The organism is Trichlorobacter sp. (assembly GCF_034008105.1).
GTDB lineage: Bacteria > Desulfobacterota > Desulfuromonadia > Geobacterales > Pseudopelobacteraceae > Trichlorobacter.
The window spans coordinates 60,847-77,549 of sequence record NZ_JAVEPN010000005.1 but is presented as its reverse complement, the minus strand read 5'-3'; the positions used below and the strand labels follow the sequence as shown (position 1 = coordinate 77,549).

General features: G+C 55.4%; 17 protein-coding genes and 5 tRNA genes. 2 read left to right on the top strand and 20 right to left on the bottom strand.

All coding sequences use genetic code 11. The features are described from left to right. Positions 1 to 22: 22 nt before the first annotated feature. The 17 genes from rpoB to RBQ93_RS04290 all read right to left on the bottom strand — a co-directional run bounded on the left by rpoB (position 23) and on the right by RBQ93_RS04290 (position 12,712). Positions 23 to 4,507, bottom strand: coding sequence for a DNA-directed RNA polymerase subunit beta (gene rpoB / locus RBQ93_RS04370; RefSeq protein WP_320370801.1), 4,485 nt, complete (start codon positions 4,505 to 4,507; stop codon positions 23 to 25). Positions 4,508 to 4,670: 163 nt separating this feature from the next. Beyond that, the gene (rplL, locus tag RBQ93_RS04365; protein ID WP_320370800.1) at positions 4,671 to 5,054 is read right to left on the bottom strand and encodes a 50S ribosomal protein L7/L12; all 384 of its coding nucleotides are present in this window, start codon (positions 5,052 to 5,054) and stop codon (positions 4,671 to 4,673) included. A 74-nt stretch (positions 5,055 to 5,128) separates the two neighbouring features. Then, positions 5,129 to 5,653 carry a 50S ribosomal protein L10 gene (rplJ, locus tag RBQ93_RS04360; RefSeq protein WP_320370799.1) on the bottom strand — a complete coding sequence of 175 codons (525 nt, stop codon included), beginning with the start codon at positions 5,651 to 5,653 and terminating at the stop codon, positions 5,129 to 5,131. 159 nt (positions 5,654 to 5,812) lie between these two features. Next, positions 5,813 to 6,514 (bottom strand): 50S ribosomal protein L1, encoded by a 702-nt coding sequence (gene rplA, locus RBQ93_RS04355; RefSeq protein ID WP_320370798.1) that lies wholly within the window; start codon positions 6,512 to 6,514, stop codon positions 5,813 to 5,815. A gap of 45 nt (positions 6,515 to 6,559) precedes the next feature. Further along, entirely contained in the window at positions 6,560 to 6,985 is a 426-nt protein-coding gene (gene rplK, locus RBQ93_RS04350) for a 50S ribosomal protein L11 (RefSeq protein ID WP_320370796.1), read from the bottom strand. Between the two features lie 46 nt (positions 6,986 to 7,031). Beyond that, positions 7,032 to 7,559 carry a transcription termination/antitermination protein NusG gene (nusG, locus tag RBQ93_RS04345; protein WP_320370795.1) on the bottom strand — a complete coding sequence of 176 codons (528 nt, stop codon included), beginning with the start codon at positions 7,557 to 7,559 and terminating at the stop codon, positions 7,032 to 7,034. Between the two features lie 13 nt (positions 7,560 to 7,572). Next, on the bottom strand, positions 7,573 to 7,755 hold the full coding sequence (secE, locus tag RBQ93_RS04340; protein WP_320370794.1) for a preprotein translocase subunit SecE: 183 nt from the start codon (positions 7,753 to 7,755) through the stop codon (positions 7,573 to 7,575). Positions 7,756 to 7,830: 75 nt separating this feature from the next. After that, a tRNA-Trp gene (locus RBQ93_RS04335) sits at positions 7,831 to 7,907 on the bottom strand. Between the two features lie 19 nt (positions 7,908 to 7,926). Then, positions 7,927 to 8,076 carry a 50S ribosomal protein L33 gene (gene rpmG, locus RBQ93_RS04330; protein WP_320370793.1) on the bottom strand — a complete coding sequence of 50 codons (150 nt, stop codon included), beginning with the start codon at positions 8,074 to 8,076 and terminating at the stop codon, positions 7,927 to 7,929. A 72-nt stretch (positions 8,077 to 8,148) separates the two neighbouring features. Next, a complete protein-coding gene (tuf, locus tag RBQ93_RS04325; protein WP_320370792.1) occupies positions 8,149 to 9,339 on the bottom strand; it encodes an elongation factor Tu in 1,191 nt (396 codons plus the stop codon). 80 nt (positions 9,340 to 9,419) lie between these two features. Further along, positions 9,420 to 9,495: transfer RNA gene (locus tag RBQ93_RS04320), tRNA-Thr, on the bottom strand. Between the two features lie 19 nt (positions 9,496 to 9,514). After that, positions 9,515 to 9,591, bottom strand: a tRNA-Gly gene (locus tag RBQ93_RS04315). Positions 9,592 to 9,703: 112 nt separating this feature from the next. Further along, a tRNA-Tyr gene (locus tag RBQ93_RS04310) sits at positions 9,704 to 9,789 on the bottom strand. A 26-nt stretch (positions 9,790 to 9,815) separates the two neighbouring features. After that, a tRNA-Thr gene (locus RBQ93_RS04305) sits at positions 9,816 to 9,891 on the bottom strand. Between the two features lie 143 nt (positions 9,892 to 10,034). Next, positions 10,035 to 10,889, bottom strand: coding sequence for an RNA polymerase sigma factor RpoH (gene rpoH, locus RBQ93_RS04300; protein ID WP_320370791.1), 855 nt, complete (start codon positions 10,887 to 10,889; stop codon positions 10,035 to 10,037). Positions 10,890 to 11,057: 168 nt separating this feature from the next. Beyond that, positions 11,058 to 11,924, bottom strand: coding sequence for an NAD(P)-dependent oxidoreductase (locus RBQ93_RS04295; RefSeq protein ID WP_320370790.1), 867 nt, complete (start codon positions 11,922 to 11,924; stop codon positions 11,058 to 11,060). Between the two features lie 131 nt (positions 11,925 to 12,055). After that, the gene (locus RBQ93_RS04290) at positions 12,056 to 12,712 is read right to left on the bottom strand and encodes an endonuclease III (protein WP_320370879.1); all 657 of its coding nucleotides are present in this window, start codon (positions 12,710 to 12,712) and stop codon (positions 12,056 to 12,058) included. 94 nt (positions 12,713 to 12,806) lie between these two features. Here RBQ93_RS04290 and RBQ93_RS04285 point away from each other — a divergent pair, with 94 nt between their 5' ends. Next, on the top strand, positions 12,807 to 13,679 hold the full coding sequence (locus RBQ93_RS04285; protein ID WP_320370789.1) for a PHP domain-containing protein: 873 nt from the start codon (positions 12,807 to 12,809) through the stop codon (positions 13,677 to 13,679). 1 nt (position 13,680) lies between these two features. Here RBQ93_RS04285 and RBQ93_RS04280 read toward each other — a convergent pair whose 3' ends face one another. After that, on the bottom strand, positions 13,681 to 14,508 hold the full coding sequence (locus RBQ93_RS04280) for a cytidylate kinase family protein (protein ID WP_320370788.1): 828 nt from the start codon (positions 14,506 to 14,508) through the stop codon (positions 13,681 to 13,683). Between the two features lie 120 nt (positions 14,509 to 14,628). Between RBQ93_RS04280 and RBQ93_RS04275 the strand changes: the two genes are divergently transcribed. Further along, positions 14,629 to 15,210, top strand: a complete 582-nt coding sequence (locus RBQ93_RS04275; protein WP_320370787.1) for a methyltransferase family protein — start codon at positions 14,629 to 14,631, stop codon at positions 15,208 to 15,210. Here RBQ93_RS04275 and RBQ93_RS04270 read toward each other — a convergent pair. Continuing rightward, positions 15,197 to 15,883 (bottom strand): MgtC/SapB family protein, encoded by a 687-nt coding sequence (locus RBQ93_RS04270; protein ID WP_320370786.1) that lies wholly within the window; start codon positions 15,881 to 15,883, stop codon positions 15,197 to 15,199. The genes RBQ93_RS04275 and RBQ93_RS04270 overlap by 14 nt on opposite strands. Continuing rightward, the gene (locus RBQ93_RS04265; protein ID WP_320370785.1) at positions 15,864 to 16,685 is read right to left on the bottom strand and encodes a hypothetical protein; all 822 of its coding nucleotides are present in this window, start codon (positions 16,683 to 16,685) and stop codon (positions 15,864 to 15,866) included. The genes RBQ93_RS04270 and RBQ93_RS04265 overlap by 20 nt, the downstream gene beginning before the upstream one ends. Positions 16,686 to 16,703: the final 18 nt, after the last annotated feature.

Sequence of the window (16,703 nt, the reverse complement as noted above, 5' to 3'; positions counted from 1 at the left end):
CCGGTACAGTGGGGCTGATCCCCTACTCTTCGCCCTCAAGCAGCTCCACATCCAGACAGAGTGACTGGAGTTCCTTGATCAGGACGTTGAAGGATTCGGGCAGGCCCGGCTCCAGGGTATGCTTGCCCTTGACGATCGCCTCGTACATCCGGGTACGGCCAGAGACGTCGTCCGACTTGACCGTCAGGAATTCCTGCAGCGCGTAAGAAGCGCCGTAGGCCTCCATGGCCCAGACCTCCATCTCACCCAGACGCTGACCACCGAACTGTGCCTTACCACCCAGCGGCTGCTGGGTAACCAGGGAGTACGGACCGATGGAACGGGCGTGGATCTTATCATCGACCAGGTGGTGCAGCTTGAGCATGTACATCACGCCTACGGTGACATTGTGCTTGAACCGCTCGCCGGTGCGCCCGTCGTACAGAGTTACCTGACCATTGGTGGCAAAGCCGGCCGTGGTCAACAGTTCCTTGATTTTCTCCTCACCAGCACCTTCGAAGACCGGCGAGGCCATCGGCACACCGCGGGACAGACGACGGGCAACCAGCAACAGCTGATCACGATCCATCTTATCCAGCAGCGCATTAAACTCCTTGCTATCGTAAGCACTCCGGATCAGCTTTTTCAGGTTATCCTCGGAGGTCTGTTCATCAAGCATCTGCTGAATCTTCCAGCCGATCCCCTTGGCAGCCCAACCCAGGTGGGTCTCCAGAATCTGGCCCACGTTCATACGAGAAGGAACACCCAGCGGATTCAACACGATCTCCACCGGACGGCCGTCCTCCATGTAGGGCATATCCTCTTCCGGCAGGATTCGGGAGACGACACCCTTGTTACCGTGACGGCCGGCCATCTTGTCACCCACCATCAGCTTACGCTTGATGGCGACATAGACCTTGACCATCTTGATCACGCCCGGCGGCAGATCGTCGCCACGACGCAACTTCTGGATCTTGTCGTCGAAGACGGCCCGGATCAACTCCACCTGCTCGGCCAGCTTCTTGAGCACCTCAGCCACCTTCTCCTCGCCTTCGGCAACGGAGATGGTAGCCCAGCGATCCATCGGCAGTGAGTCAAGCAGTTCCTCAGTGATCTTCTTGCCCTTGGCAAGCACCGTCACCCCTTTGCTGTCCTCCACCTTGGCTTCGGCAAGTTTACCCACCAGCAGGCGTTTGATCTTGCCCTTGGCCGATTCGCGAATAATGCGAATCTCGTCCTGCTCATCCTTTCGAAGCTTTTCCTCTTCAGCCTTCTCGATCAACTCGGTACGGGCGTCCTTATCGTTACCTTTGCGGGAGAATACCTTGGCGCCGATCACGGTGCCTTCCACGCCAGGAGGCACGGTAAGCGAGGTGTCACGCACATCGCCGGCCTTTTCGCCAAAGATGGCCCGCAGCAGCTTCTCTTCAGGTGAAAGCTGGGTCTCACCTTTAGGGGTGATCTTGCCCACCAGAATATCGCCCGGCTTGACCTCGGCACCGATCCGGATAATACCGGACTCGTCCAGGTCCTTCAGCGCCTCATCGCCCAGGTTAGGGATGTCGGCGGTGATCTCTTCCTTGCCCAGCTTGGTATCGCGGGAGACACACTCAAACTCTTCGATGTGGATCGAGGTGTAGCGGTCGTCCTTAACCATCCGCTCCGAAACCAGGATCGAGTCTTCGAAGTTGTAACCGCCCCACGGCATGAAGGCCACCACGATATTCTGGCCCAGGGCCAGTTCACCCATATCAGTGGAGGGACCGTCGGCGATTACGTCGCCGCGCTTGACCTTGTCGCCCACCTTGACCACCGGTTTCTGGTTGATACAGGTGTTCTGGTTTGAACGGGAGAACTTGACCAGGTTATAGATATCCACCCCGGTGCCGGTCTCGTCATGTTCCTCTTCATCGATCTTGACTACGATCCGGCCAGCATCGACGGCATCAACCACACCATTATGACGGGCAATCACCGATACACCGGAGTCGCGAGCCACGATCCGCTCCATGCCGGTACCGACCAACGGCGAATCGGCGCGCAACAGGGGCACTGCCTGACGTTGCATGTTGGAACCCATCAAGGCCCGGTTGGCGTCGTCGTTCTCCAGGAACGGAATCAAGGCAGCCGCCACTGAAACGAGCTGCATCGGCGCCACGTCCATCAGCTCAATCTCGTCACGCTGCACCAGCACAAATTCGCCGCTCTTCCGTGCAGAAACGTAATCGTTGATCAGCCGGCCATCCTTATCCACCTCGGCGTTGGCCTGGGCAATGGCGTGGCCTTCCTCTTCCAGAGCGGAGAAGAACTTGACCTCGTTAGTCACCACCCCTTCGCGCACCACGCGGTAGGGGGTTTCCACAAAGCCATGTTCGTTAATACGGGCGTAGGTGGAAAGCGAGGCAATCAGGCCGATGTTGGGACCTTCAGGAGTTTCAATCGGACAGACGCGCCCGTAGTGGGTCGGGTGTACGTCCCGCACCTCAAAGCCGGCACGCTCCCGGGTCAGACCACCTGGTCCCAGGGCCGACAGACGCCGCTTGTGGGTCACCTCGGAGAGAGGGTTGGTCTGATCCATGAACTGGGAAAGCTGGGATGATCCAAAGAACTCCTTAACCACCGCTGAAACCGGCTTGGAGTTAATCAGGTCATGGGGCATCAGGTTTTCGACCTCTTGCAGCGACATACGCTCCTTGATGGCCCGCTCCATCCGCACCAGACCGATCCGGTACTGGTTTTCCAGCAACTCGCCCACAGCACGAACGCGACGATTGCCCAGGTGGTCAATATCGTCGATGGCGCCATGGCCGTTTTTGAGTTCAATCAGGTAACGCACGATCTCGAGGATATCGTTACGATTGCAACGTTGAACTTCGCCCTCGAAGGCGTCTTCCAGCACCAGCCGATTGCGACGCAGTGCTTCAATGCGGCGACGGTTCTCATCGAAAACACCTTGATCGAGCTGCTCTATCAGGCGCTGGGTTGCAGCGGTCAGCTCAACCCCCGCACAAAGTTCGCGTTGAAAGAACTCGGCATCGGCAACTGCAGTGTTTAATTCATCACACAGTTGCTCTTTGAGTCGTTCCGGCACCGGTTGCGAAAGATCGAGCTTCTTGAGCGCCTTCACCAGATCAGACGTCAACCGCCCCTGCAGCGCTACTTCAAGGGCAGTTTTGCCTTTCAGAAGACGCTCCACAAAGGTTTCTGCCTGCAACAAATCGGTCGGTGCAATCATGGTCGGTGCGTTCAGCACCATACAATCAGTCCAGACCTTCAGGCCCAGCTTGTAGTTCAGCTTGAGACGCCCCACTGCTGAAAGGTCATAGCGCTCAGGATTGAAAAACAGGTTATCAAACAGGGCCAGTGAACTCTTGAGTGTCGGCGGATCACCCGGACGCAGACGACGATAGATCTCGATCAGCGCCTCGTCGGTGCTGTTAACTTTATCGGCCAGCAACGTATCGCGGAACGAAGAGGTGACATTCAAGCCGTCTATATACAGCAGACGGAAGCTGACCACGCCCTTGACCCGTAACTCGTCGTACTTGTCGGCAGTCAGCTCCTGGTTACATTCCAGCAGGATCTCGCCGGTGGTGGGGTCAACGATATCGGCAGAGGCATAGCGGCCAACGATCTGTTCAAAGGTGGTTGGCACCGTGCTGATGCCGTGATCCTGCAGCTTCTTAATGGAGGCCTTGGTGAATTTGCGATTGGCCTTGACGATCACTTCGCCCTTTTGGTCAACCACATCCACTGGAGCTTTTTGCAGAGTCAGCAATTCAGGATCGATGTTTTTACGCAGGTCACCGTCGCTGATGAAGATCTCTTCACTGCGGTAATAATAGTTCAGCAGCTGCTCGACCGAGTACCCCAATGCCTTGAGCAGCACCGTGGCCGGCATCTTGCGTCGACGGTCGATCCTGACAAACAGGATATCCTTGTGGTCGAACTCAAAATCGAGCCAGGAACCGCGATACGGGATCACGCGGGCTGAGTAGAGTACCTTGCCGCTGGAGTGGGTCTTGCCCTTGTCGTGGTCAAAAAAGACACCTGGTGAGCGGTGCAGCTGGCTGACGATGACCCGCTCGGTACCGTTGATGATAAAGGTACCGTTCTCAGTCATCAGAGGAATCTCGCCGAAGTAAACCTCCTGCTCCTTGATATCCTTGATGCCGCGCACACCAGACTCTTTACCTGAGTCCCAGATCACCAGACGGACCTTGACCTTCATCGGAGCGGCAAAGGTCATACCACGCTGGTGACACTCCTCAACGTCATACTTTGGCTTGCTGAGGGTATAGGAGACATATTCAAGCGAAGCGGTCTCACTGAAATCCTTGATCGGGAAGACGCTCTTGAAGACGGCCTCAAGACCGATCGCGGCACGATCTTCAGGGGCAACCTCAGCTTGGAGGAAACGCCGGTAGGAATGTTTCTGGATATCAATCAGGTTAGGAATATCGATGATATTCTTGATCTTGGCAAAATTTTTGCGCAGCAGATGGTTATTGGCAATCGAGTAGGCCATACCTTCTCCTTCGGCGAGTATCAAAAGAACGACCAGCCACCGTCAACCAGCTAATATAACTGATTTATTCGGCGCTCAGCCCTAAATAAGCAACAACGAAAACAGGACAAGCCAAGGCCGCGCTGAGGCGACCTTGGCTTCCTGCAGGTATTGGACTGCGCTACTATTTGATTTCTACTTCTGCGCCAGCTTCAACCAGTTGCTTCTGGGCTTCTTCAGCTTCAGCCTTGGATACACCGGTCTTGACCGGGTTAGGAGCGCCGTCAACCAGGTCCTTGGCTTCTTTCAGACCCAGGCTGGTCAGGGCACGAACAACCTTAATCACGTTGATCTTGTTGGCGCCACCGCTCTTCAGAATGACGTCAAACTCGGTCTTCTCTTCTGCGGCCTCAGCAGCGCCGCCTGCAGCAGGGGCTGCAGCAACGGCAACCGGAGCAGCAGCGGAAACGCCGAACTTCTCTTCCAGCTCTTTCACCAGCTCAGCCAGATCCAGAACAGTCATCTTCTCAATAAATGCAACTACATCAGCTTTGGTAATCTCAGCCATGATATCCTCCGAATGAAAGTAATTCTTAGTATGTGGTTACGTACTACTACAAACAGGCACACAGTCGTGTGCGATTAGTTGCCAGCCTTTTGCACCCTGATGGCATCCAGCACCCGCACCAGCGAACCAGGCAGTGCAGCCAGTACGCCAACAAAGTTGGTGGCAGGAGCCTGCATGGAGCCCAGCATCTTGGCGAGAAGAACCTCTCGCGAGGGCAGATCGGCCAAGGCTTGAATCTGAGCTACGTCGAGCAGTTTGCCTGAAAGCACTCCAGCCTTGAGCACAAAAGCGCCTTGGGGATCCTTGGCAAACTTGGAGAGTACCTTGGCAGCACCGACTGGATCGTCATACGAAATAGCCACTGCTGTAGGCCCGGCCAGGTAAGGGGCCAGACAGGTCATGTCAGTGTCCTGAGCTGCCAGGTCGAACAGGGTATTCTTGAATACCTTGTACTCAACCGATGCAGCACGGAGCTCATTACGCAGGGTAGTAGCCTTCCCCACCGTCATGCCGCGGAAGTCTGCCAAGAAAACAGCCTTGGCCTGCTTCAGCTTGTCATGCATCTGCGCGACTTGTTGTTGCTTATTTTCCTTGTTCAAGCGTCGTCCTCCTTTCTTTTGGTATCTGGGGTTAGTCCCCGGCCAAAGTCAGGAAGCGCCGGATATAATTCCGTGCGAAACCCAAGTCTCGGCAGGCAGTGCTAGCTACTTTATGCCTGAATGGCACCTGCTGTCTGTGACTTTGGCAAAAACTGTATGTTAAAACTGCGACGTGACGTCGCTGATGTCCAGGTTGATGCCAGGACCCATCGTGGATGACAGGGAGATCTTCTTGATGTAGGTTCCCTTGGCAGCAGACGGCTTGGCCTTGACCAGAGCCTCAACGATGGCCAGGATATTGCCCTGCAACTTGTCGGCATCAAAAGAAACCTTACCGACCGGAGCGTGGACGATACCAGCCTTCTCAACCCGGAACTCCACCTTGCCGGCCTTGGATTCCTTAACCGCCTTACCTACTTCGAAGGTGACGGTGCCGACCTTCGGGTTCGGCATCAGACCACGGGGACCGAGCAACTTACCGATCTTGCCGACCACACCCATCATATCCGGGGTAGCGATGGCGGTATCGAAGTCGAACCAGCCTTCCTGGATCTTGGCTACCAGGTCGTCACCACCGACATAATCGGCGCCGGCCTCCTGAGCCTCTTTCTCCTTCTCGCCCTTGGCAAAGACCAGCACGCGAACATTTTTGCCCAGGCCGTTCGGCAGCACGACGGCACCACGCACCATCTGGTCGGCATGACGGGGGTCAACACCCAACTTGACGGCAACGTCAACAGTCTCGTCGAATTTGGCATAGGCCGCATCCTTGACGACATCAACCGCAGCCTTGAGAGGATACACCTTGGTACGGTCAATTTGCTGCATGGCAGCACTATGCTTTTTGGCACTCTTTGACATGGTTCACTTTCTCCTGCTGAACTCTGAATCTGCTATAGCGTAAAACTACTCGACAATATCAATACCCATGGAACGAGCGGTACCCTCAACGGTCCGCATGGCAGCCTCAACCGAGGCAGCGTTCAGATCGGGCATCTTCTTTTTGGCAATCTCCTCAACCTGGGACTTGGTCAGCTTGCCAACCTTATTCTTGTTTGGAACGCTGGAACCCTTGTCGAGATTGATCGCCTTCTTGATCAGCACCGGAACAGGCGGAGTCTTGGTGATAAAGGAGAAGGAACGGTCGGCATAGACCGTGATGACCACCGGGGTGATGGTACCTTCATCTGCCTGGGTCTTGGCGTTAAAGGCCTTGCAGAATTCCATGATATTAACGCCGTGCTGACCAAGAGCCGGACCGATCGGCGGCGAGGGGTTAGCCTTACCTGCCGGAATTTGCAGCTTTATGTAGCCGGTGATCTTCTTCGCCATGATAACACTCCTTTAGACAATCACCGTCCCGCTGGGACGGCATGAATCAACACTTTTCTACTTGCATGAACTCCAGCTCAACCGGGGTTGCACGACCGAAAATGGTCACCGTAACCCGCAGCTTGCCTTTATCCGGCTTCACATCCTCCACCACTCCGGTAAAGTTCAGGAAGGGACCATCAACCACACGCACGGTCTCACCAACCTCAAACTCAATCTTGGGGCGAGGCTTTTCTGCCCCCTCTTCCATCCGGCGGGAAATCTTGTTGATCTCTTCATCCGCAATCGGGAACGGGGTATTGCCACCAACAAAACCGGTCACCTTGGAAGTTTCCTTCACAATGTGCCACGTCTCGTCGTTCAGCTCCATCTTCACCAGAATGTAGCCTGGGAAAAATTTACGCGAGGAGGTTTTCTTCTCACCCTTCTTCAGCTCGACAACCGTTTCTGAAGGGATCAGAATCTCGCCAAAATACTCTTCAACGCCCTCGTTTTTGATGCGCTCAAGCAGATTCAGGCGGACTTTATTTTCATATCCGGAGTAGGTATGCACCCCGTACCACTTCTGGCTCATACGTAACGTCCCGTCAACCCAGTATCAGGCGCATCAGCTTGGCGAGCACCACGTCACACAGACCGAGATAGAACGAGATAAGGAAAATAATCACGATCACGACACCAGTCGTGGCCATGGTCTCCTTACGGGTCGGCCAGGTCACCTTGCCGAGCTCTATCTGAACTGATTCTAGAAACGTCTTGACGTTTTGCACAACATTCTCCTGATGGCCTACACTGCTTTAACCTGTGCCGATCATCACGGCGATCATCCGCACAGGGAAGAAAAGTGGCAGGCCAGGAGGGATTCGAACCCCCAACATCCGGTTTTGGAGACCGGCGCTCTAGCCGTTAGAGCTACTGGCCTGCAAACAGTATCAACCCGCCTACTTGGTTTCTTTGTGGGGGGTGTGCTTGCGGCAGAAACGGCAGTACTTGCTGAACTCAAGCTTTTCGGGCTTGGTCTTCTTGTTCTTGGTGGTGGTGTAGTTGCGCTGCTTGCACTCGGTGCAGGCGAGGGTCACTATGTCTCTCATCGCTCATCCTTTTTAAGACAGACAGGCACCGTCACTTCGTGCAGCGACGGTGCCTGCAGGGACTTTGAAGTCTTACTCGATAATTGCGCTAACGACGCCGGCGCCTACGGTACGGCCACCCTCGCGAATCGCGAAACGAAGGCCTTCGTCCATGGCGATCGGGGTGATCAGATTGACGGTCATGGCAACGTTGTCACCAGGCATCACCATCTCGGTGCCGGCAGGCAGTTCGGCCACACCGGTCACGTCGGTGGTACGGAAGTAAAACTGCGGACGATAGCCGTTGAAGAACGGGGTGTGACGACCGCCTTCTTCCTTGGTCAGGATGTAGGCCTCGGCCTTGAATTTGGTGTGCGGGGTGATGCTGCCCGGCTTGGCAAGCACCTGGCCACGCTCAACGTCTTCACGCTTGACACCACGCAGCAGGGCACCGATGTTGTCGCCGGCCTGACCTTGGTCAAGCAGCTTGCGGAACATCTCAACGCCGGTGACGGTGGTCTTGGCGGTAGCCTTGATACCGACGATCTCGACTTCTTCACCAACCTTGACGATGCCGCGCTCGACACGACCGGTGGCAACGGTACCACGACCGGAGATGGAGAAGACGTCTTCAACCGGCATCAGGAACGGCTTATCAATGGCACGCTCAGGATCGGGGAAGTAGGAGTCAACGGCTTCCATCAGCTTGAGGACGGATTCTTCACCCAGTTCGTCTTTGTCGCCATTCAGCGCCTTCAAAGCGGAACCCTTGACGATCGGAATGTCGTCGCCGGGGAAGTCGTAGCTGGAGAGCAGTTCGCGAATCTCGAGCTCGACCAACTCCAGCAGCTCGGCGTCGTCTACCATGTCGGCCTTGTTCAGGAACACGACGATGTAGGGAACGCCAACCTGACGGGCAAGCAGGATGTGCTCACGGGTCTGGGGCATGGGGCCGTCAGCGGCTGACACAACCAGAATCGCGCCGTCCATCTGGGCTGCACCGGTGATCATGTTCTTGACGTAGTCGGCGTGGCCCGGACAGTCAACGTGGGCATAGTGACGCTTGTCGGTCTCATATTCAACGTGCGAGGTGGCGATGGTGATACCACGCTCACGCTCTTCAGGGGCGTTGTCGATCTGGTCATACCCCTTGAATTCGGCACCACCACGCTGGGAAAGAATCTTAGTGATCGCTGCGGTCAGCGTAGTCTTACCGTGGTCAACGTGACCGATCGTTCCAATATTTACGTGCGGCTTCGTACGCTCAAATTTCGCCTTGGCCATGGCCTCGGACCTCCTTCTCGGGGGTGTGTTAGGTTTTTATGTACAGACTACCTGGTTAATGCAGACGGGTGCAGATTTCATGGAGCCCACATCCGGACTCGAACCGGAGACCTCTTCCTTACCAAGGAAGTGCTCTACCTCCTGAGCTATGTGGGCACATTAAAACCTAGAATTTTGGAGCGGGAAACGGGACTCGAACCCGCGACCCTCAGCTTGGAAGGCTGACGCTCTAGCCAACTGAGCTACTCCCGCACCGAAACCTATGAAGTACTTCTTGTGAACAGCTTCTGCACTCTCCTGACCAGTCCCGACGACCCAAAGGGTCTCCTGGATCAAAAAGAACAGAGGCTGTCCGATGACTGTATGGTGGAGGGAGGAGGATTCGAACCTCCGAAGTCGTCCGACGACAGATTTACAGTCTGTTCCCTTTGGCCACTCGGGAATCCCTCCAAGGCAGAAAAACGTCACATGCTAGCTGGAGCTGGCGATGGGACTCGAACCCGCAACCTGCTGATTACAAGTCAGCTGCTCTACCAATTGAGCTACGCCAGCAAATCTTGGCCAAGCGTGGAATTTGATTGTCTACTGCATCACGGGAAAGATGTCAAGCAATTTTTATCAAACAAAAACACAAACGGCGCCCAGCCCAGCGGGGCGCCATACAAACATCTACACAATTCTGTTTCCCAAATATATCAGATAAGCTGTGCCTTAACCACAGGCGCCAACGCAGCACGCACCTTGCGCAAAGCGTTTTCCTCAATCTGCCGCACCCGTTCGCGGGAGATGCCGAAATGATCAGCTATCTCTTGTAGCGTCAGCGGCTCATCGGCTGTAATGCGCCGATCAACCACAAAACGCTCCTTTTCCCCCAGTCCGGCAACAACGGCAGCTACATGACGACGCAACTGTGCTTGCTCCTGATATTCGGCCAACCGCTCCTCCTGGTTCGGCTGCTGATCAGCCAGCCCATCCAGCACGGTCAACCCCTCCCCTGTCCGCAGTTCAGCGTCTAGCGACAGCTCGCCCTGCAGACGCACGCCCATTTCAGCCACCTCGGCCTCATCCACCTCAAGCGACTGAGCCATGGCCGGGAGATCATCATCACCACCAGTCATAGTGCGGATGGCATGCTGCGTCTGCTTAAACTTGAAAAACAACTTGCGTTGGGCCTGAGTAGTCCCTATTTTCAGCAAGCTCCAGGTTGAAATGATGTAATTCTGAATATAGGCCCGGATCCACCAGACTGCGTAGGAAATCAGTCGCACCCCTCGATGGGGATTGAACTTTTTGACGGCCATCATCAAACCGATGTTACCTTCCTGGATCAGATCAAGCATACGCATACCGTAATTACGATATTCGTTGGCCACCTTGACCACAAATCGCAAGTTAGACGTAATCAACGCCTGAGCAGCATCAAGATCCTGGTGATCATACAGGCGCAACGCCAAGTGATGCTCATCCTGCTCAGTCAACACCGGAAACTTTCTAATCTCCGCCAGATATATCGACAAATTGTCACTGACTACCGGAAGCGCTGCATGCATGGCATTAGCTCCTCTTTGTTAGCACTCTACAGACTAGACTGCTAAAATATAGCAACAACCGATAATCATTGCAAGGGGATATAACGAAAACGCGACCGATAGATTTGGGACAACACAAAGGGCGCCACACGGGCGCCCTTTGAAGGGATTTCAAGAACGTCTACTCGACTATTTGCGCAACACCTTGATGACAGCCGAAAAATCCTCTTCACCAAAACCGGCTTCAACGCCCTGTTCATACACCCGGGAAACAGCTTCAGCAGCAGGCAGATGGAGTCCTACCAGACGGGCGGCATTCATGACCAGATGCATTTGATCGTTCACATATTTGAGCGCCAGGGAGCGGGTAAAATCGCCGCGACACATTGATCGCCCCTTGAGATGGAACAGGGGCGATGCCACGCCACGGGTGTCCAGCACCTCCAGAATCTTGTCGGCATTGAACCCCATTTTCTCGCCAAAGACTAACCCTTCGGCCAGTACCTGCACCAGCGCAGCCTGCACCAGATTGACAATAAACTTCATCTTGGTGGCATCACCAATCTGGCCAACTCGAATGGTGTTAAGACCAAAGCACGAAAACGGCTCGCGGCAGCGACCGATCACCGCCGGGTCGCCACCAACGATAATCGTCAAAAGTCCGTTTGCAGCATGTTCCCTGCTACCCCAGACCGGCGCATCAAGGAAAAGACAGCGTTTTTTGGATGCCTCTTCAGCCATGCGAAGCGTGGTTTCTAGGGAGGGGCTTCCCATATCGGCAACAATGGTGCCCGCCTCAAGCCCAGTCAGGATGCCGCTCTCACCGAAAAAGATCGGCCCCAGCATATCGGTCTCGGTCATGATAATGATCACCAGATCCTTGCCTCGGGACGCCTCTGCTGCCGTAGCAGCGGCAGTGGCCCCCATGGCAACCACTTCGGCCACCTTGTCGGCGTTGGGATCATAGACCGTCAATTCATAATCACCCTTGGTGAGATTTGCTGCCATGTGCTGGCCAACTGTTCCAAGGCCGATAAAACCTATCTTGCGCAACATATCGCGTTTCCTCCAGTCATTAAAATCAAATACTGTTATCCATTTCAGACTGCTGCTAGTAATACACGGAATCAGGGGTGCTGGCAACTAGGTTTTTCGGTTCAGCTTACCAATAAAACAACGTCCACAAACTAACGGGTTCGTCCCACACCGACCCGATCACACCAGCCAGAAAGCTTACAATATGAGCAGTACGGCGAAACCGGCACACAACGATTCTGGCCGTAACTGACCAGCAGGTCGTTGATCTCGATCCAATACTCCTGTGGCAGACAAGCACGAAGCGCCGCCTCGGTCTGATCTGGCGTCCTGGTGGCCACATACCCCCACCGATTCATGATGCGGTGGACATGAATATCGACACAGATGCCTGGTTTGCCATACCCCAGCGTCACCACCAGGTTGGCGGTCTTTCGGCCTACCCCCTTCAGGGTTAACAGCTGGTCGATCTGGTCTGGCACACGACCACCAAAGCGCTCCACCAAGGCGCCAGACATCTCCCTGATCTGCCGGGCCTTGGTACGATAGAATCCAGCAGGATAGATCAGGGTGGCGATCTCTTCTACAGACAGGGCCAGCATGGCCTGCGGCGTGCTGGCTCTCTGGAACAGGCGAGTCGAGGCTTCGGCGGTGACTGCATCCTTGGTGCGCAACGAGATTACACAAGACACCAACACGGTAAACGGGCTACGTAATCGCTCCGCAATAACGGTTACCGAAGGTGTGGCCCACTGACGGCACTCAGAGCGTAATATTTCTATAAAACGGTGGATAGCGTCGTGCTGCATGGTCAACAGTGTAGCCCAAGAGGCGGTGCCCCGCAAGCTGGGTGCTTGCAATTTCTCAGCTGTCACGCCATGATTAATGCAAAGGATGTTATCTATGGGCTTTATTGATCTACACCTGCACTCAACCTGTTCTGATGGCCTGCTTACGCCAGAAGAGCTGGTTGCTGCCGCCTGTCAAGCCAAGCTGACCACCATCGCCCTCTGCGATCATGATACCGTCAGCGGGGTAGCGGCACTCCAACAAAGTGCTGCCGCAACAGGCATCAGCATCATCACGGGCGTCGAGCTTTCCGTCGCCTTTCGCGACCACGAAGACATCCATCTACTGGGCTATGGCATTGATATCAGTAATGCCGAACTGCTTAACAACCTGCATGCATTTGCCGTGCGAAGAGCCAACCGTAACCGCGAGATTATCGCCGTCATCAATACCAGGCTCAGCCAAGAGGGCAAGACCCCGCTGGAGGTGGCCGAGGTGGAAGCCCTGGCCGACGGCGTGATCGGTCGGCCCCATATCGGCCGGGCGCTGTTGGCCCGGGGGTATGTCCGCGATATGCAGCATGCCTTTGACCAGTACCTGGTGCCGTGCAACGTTCCCAAATTCTATTGGCCAATGGACGAAGCATTAAGCGCCATCCGTCGCGCAGGCGGTGTGGCGGTGCTGGCCCACCCCACCACCATCAGCCAAGATCTGCTGCTACTGACCGACCTGATAACCGAGTTGCAGATGTTGGGCTTGGACGGTATCGAGATTTACAATAGCCTTGCCAGCGAGGCCGACATGCTCTTTCTGCAGGGACTGGCGCGTCGACTCGATCTTCTGGTGACCGCCGGCTCAGACTTCCACGGTACATCAGCAGAAGACCAGATAGGAAAAGGGCGGGGGGGCATCCGTTTTTCCGACGCCCTGCTCCCGCCCCTCATGTCTCTTGCCGCCAAGCGTGCAAAGGCCCGGCAGGCAGCCTAGGTCAACATTTATCTTTGTAGGCCTTGTAGTTCACCACATGGAGATTTTCCTCAATCCTCCCTACCCCTTCCACGCTAGAGGCAACTCGCAAGGCGGCCAGCCGCTCCTGCTCCGAACCGATGTAGCCGGACAGTATCACAACACCGTCATCCACCTCGATCTGGAAGGGGCGATACTCCAACTCCTCTGACCGCAACAAGGCGGTTTCAATCCGCTTTACCAGGATGGCATTTTTTATAATCGCTTCTGCCCACTGTTCTGCCTCTTTCAGCTGTGGGTCCTTGACAGCCGCCACAACGATATCAACAATGGCGGCCTGGGAAAGCCGCGACGTATTGAAGGTCAGATCGTAGCCGAGCGGATCGTTCCAGTCGCGATCGAAGTAGAAATGAATGAACCCACCCCGTTGATGGTCGCTACGGCGGATCAACTCCTGGGCAAGATCGGGATCAATCCATTCGCGCTCCGCAAAACGCTCCACCCGTTCTTCAAAATCTGCCACGAACCGTAACCGCAACAGGTTCCCGCAGCCTTCCAAAAGGTCCTGAGCGCCACGGCCATAGAGGATAACGTTGCCTTTTTGGGCAAAATCGAGCAGCATCAACTCAATACTGTTCAGGAAAGCGGCCCGCTCACGATCTTCGACGGTATTGTAGGATGGCGGTTTTTCGTCAACCATCTGCATCATTTCCACAGCAAGCCCATACTGTTTGGCACAGCTGGCCAAGTATGGTCCGTCCACCAGCGTATACTTAAGCTTTTTTGCCAGCTCTTGGGCTATAAAATAGGCGCCAGTACCCATTTCACGAGAAATTGTGATAATCGCCATCTAAAGAAGCACCTCCGGATAATCTGCTCACCACAACCTGCTGCACGCTACCACGTTCCGCTTGTCTGCACAAGTCAGCAATGCTAGGGTTCTGCAACTGCCACTGCAAGGAGAGGCCTGATGCCGGACAGCATCGATTTTACCCTGCGCTTTCTGATGTTCGCCCTGCTGCACTCGCTACTGGCCATCCCCCGGGTCAAAGAGAGGCTGCGTCACCTGCCCTGGTATCGACTGGCCTACAACCTGCTCTCGCTGCTCCTGCTCGGTTGGATGATGATGGCCTGGCAATCAACCCACGTGCTGTACCTGGTTCCCGGTATCGGCAACCTGTTGATGCAGGCATTGCAACTCCTGTCATTGCTGGCTATGCTGCTTTGTCTGCGGCAGACCGGCCTAAGCAATTTTCTCGGTCTGCAGCGCGAAGAAAACAGCGAAGAAGAGCTGTGTACCGACGGATGCTATGCCCTGGTTCGTCATCCCCTCTACCTGCTGAGCATCCTGTTTTTTCTGCTGAACCCGGTTATGACAACCCGCTGGCTGACGCTCACCATCCTGGGCACCGCCTATATGCTGCTTGGTGCCAAGCTGGAAGAGCGGCGCCTGCTGCTCAAGCACGGTGAACGCTATGCCCGCTACCAGCGTGTCGTTCCATTCTTACTGCCACACATCCGTCGAAATCCCACAACCATCAGCGCAAACTGATGTTACGAACACCCTCTACACCTGACAACAGATCCAGCAGACGGCACGAGGCGCTGCGTGTTGCGATCCTCAGCTGAAATTCAAAACGGATCGTGGCCGTATCCAGTTGGCGCTCCAGCGCTGTCTTTATCAAACTGGCACCACAATCTATCATGATCTGCTCAATGCGCTCAAACTGCCCGGGCAGGTCGTTGCTGACCACGGTCACCTGCTGGTAGGTGTCCTTGTTGAGCATACCTTCAACCTGTTTCAACACCAACAGGCTGATCATGGCTATTGCCGTTACCACCAGCGAGATGGCAAACATACCTGCTCCGCAGGCAACGCCGATCGCCGCAGCCACCCACAGGCAGGCGGCGGTGGTCAGGCCTCGAACAGAACCTTTTTCCCTTATGATCGCTCCAGCACCGAGAAAACCGATACCGGTCACAACCTGGGCCGCTACACGACCGGGATCGACCCCCACCGGTGCGGAACCGCTCAAGTTGCCATAGGTCTTATAAAAGCCGATCGAAACGGCCACGAACAAGGCTGCCCCCAGGGAGACCAGTAAATGCGTTCGAAAGCCGGCCGGCCGGCCATGCAACTCCCGTTCAAGACCGATCAAACCTCCCAACAGTGAGGCCAGCAACAGCCTGATGACGGTATCAAGATCAAACGCCGGGGGTGCCATGACCAACCTCCTCCAGATCGAGCGTAACCCGCAACGTAAAGTGCCGGCATTGCCCGTCCACTTGTACGGTCAGCGGCAGCTGCACAATACTGGGCTGACCAACCTGAACAGCCGGCAGTTGCAGAGACGCCGGCTGGACGCTGACCGGTTCTGGCACAACTGCAGCTTCAGGCTCTTCGGCTGCGGGCGAAGAGATCTCCTCTGAAAGGTCTTTGGGAACCGTATGAGTCAGCCGCAGTTGCTGCACAACCGCTTGCGACAAGCTGGCCAAGGCCTGCACCACGCCCTCTCCGGTTATCGTCGAGCTGCGCACTGCGGGGAACTGCGCCAGATCATCACCCCAACCGGCTGCAACTTGCTGCTCTAGTTGCTCGGCCTTGTTTGCAATCAGGATACAGGGAAGCTGCCGCAGATCACGGCCATGACCGGCCAGTACCGCCCGTAGCGACCGCAGCGCCTGCTGAGTTGCAGCATCTTGCTCCTTCCCCGCCTCAGCCACCAAAGCCAGGCCGTCCACACCTTTCAGCACCATCTTCCAGGTGCCCGGATTGGTGACCTGACCAGACAGGGTATAGAGATGTAATCTGACCTGATAGCCGTTCAGTATGGCATGCTCGAAGGGAAGATAATCGAAAAACAGCAGGGTATCCCCTGCGGCCGGCATCGATTTAAGCGGTCCACACAGGTTTGGCTTGATCCGCTGATGGATGTAGCGAAACAGGCTGCCCTTGCCTGTGGAGGCGGGGCCGTAATACACAATCTTGGCGTTGATTTCACGCTTGGCGTGGTTGATGACGGCCATGGGGGAAGGGACTCCGCT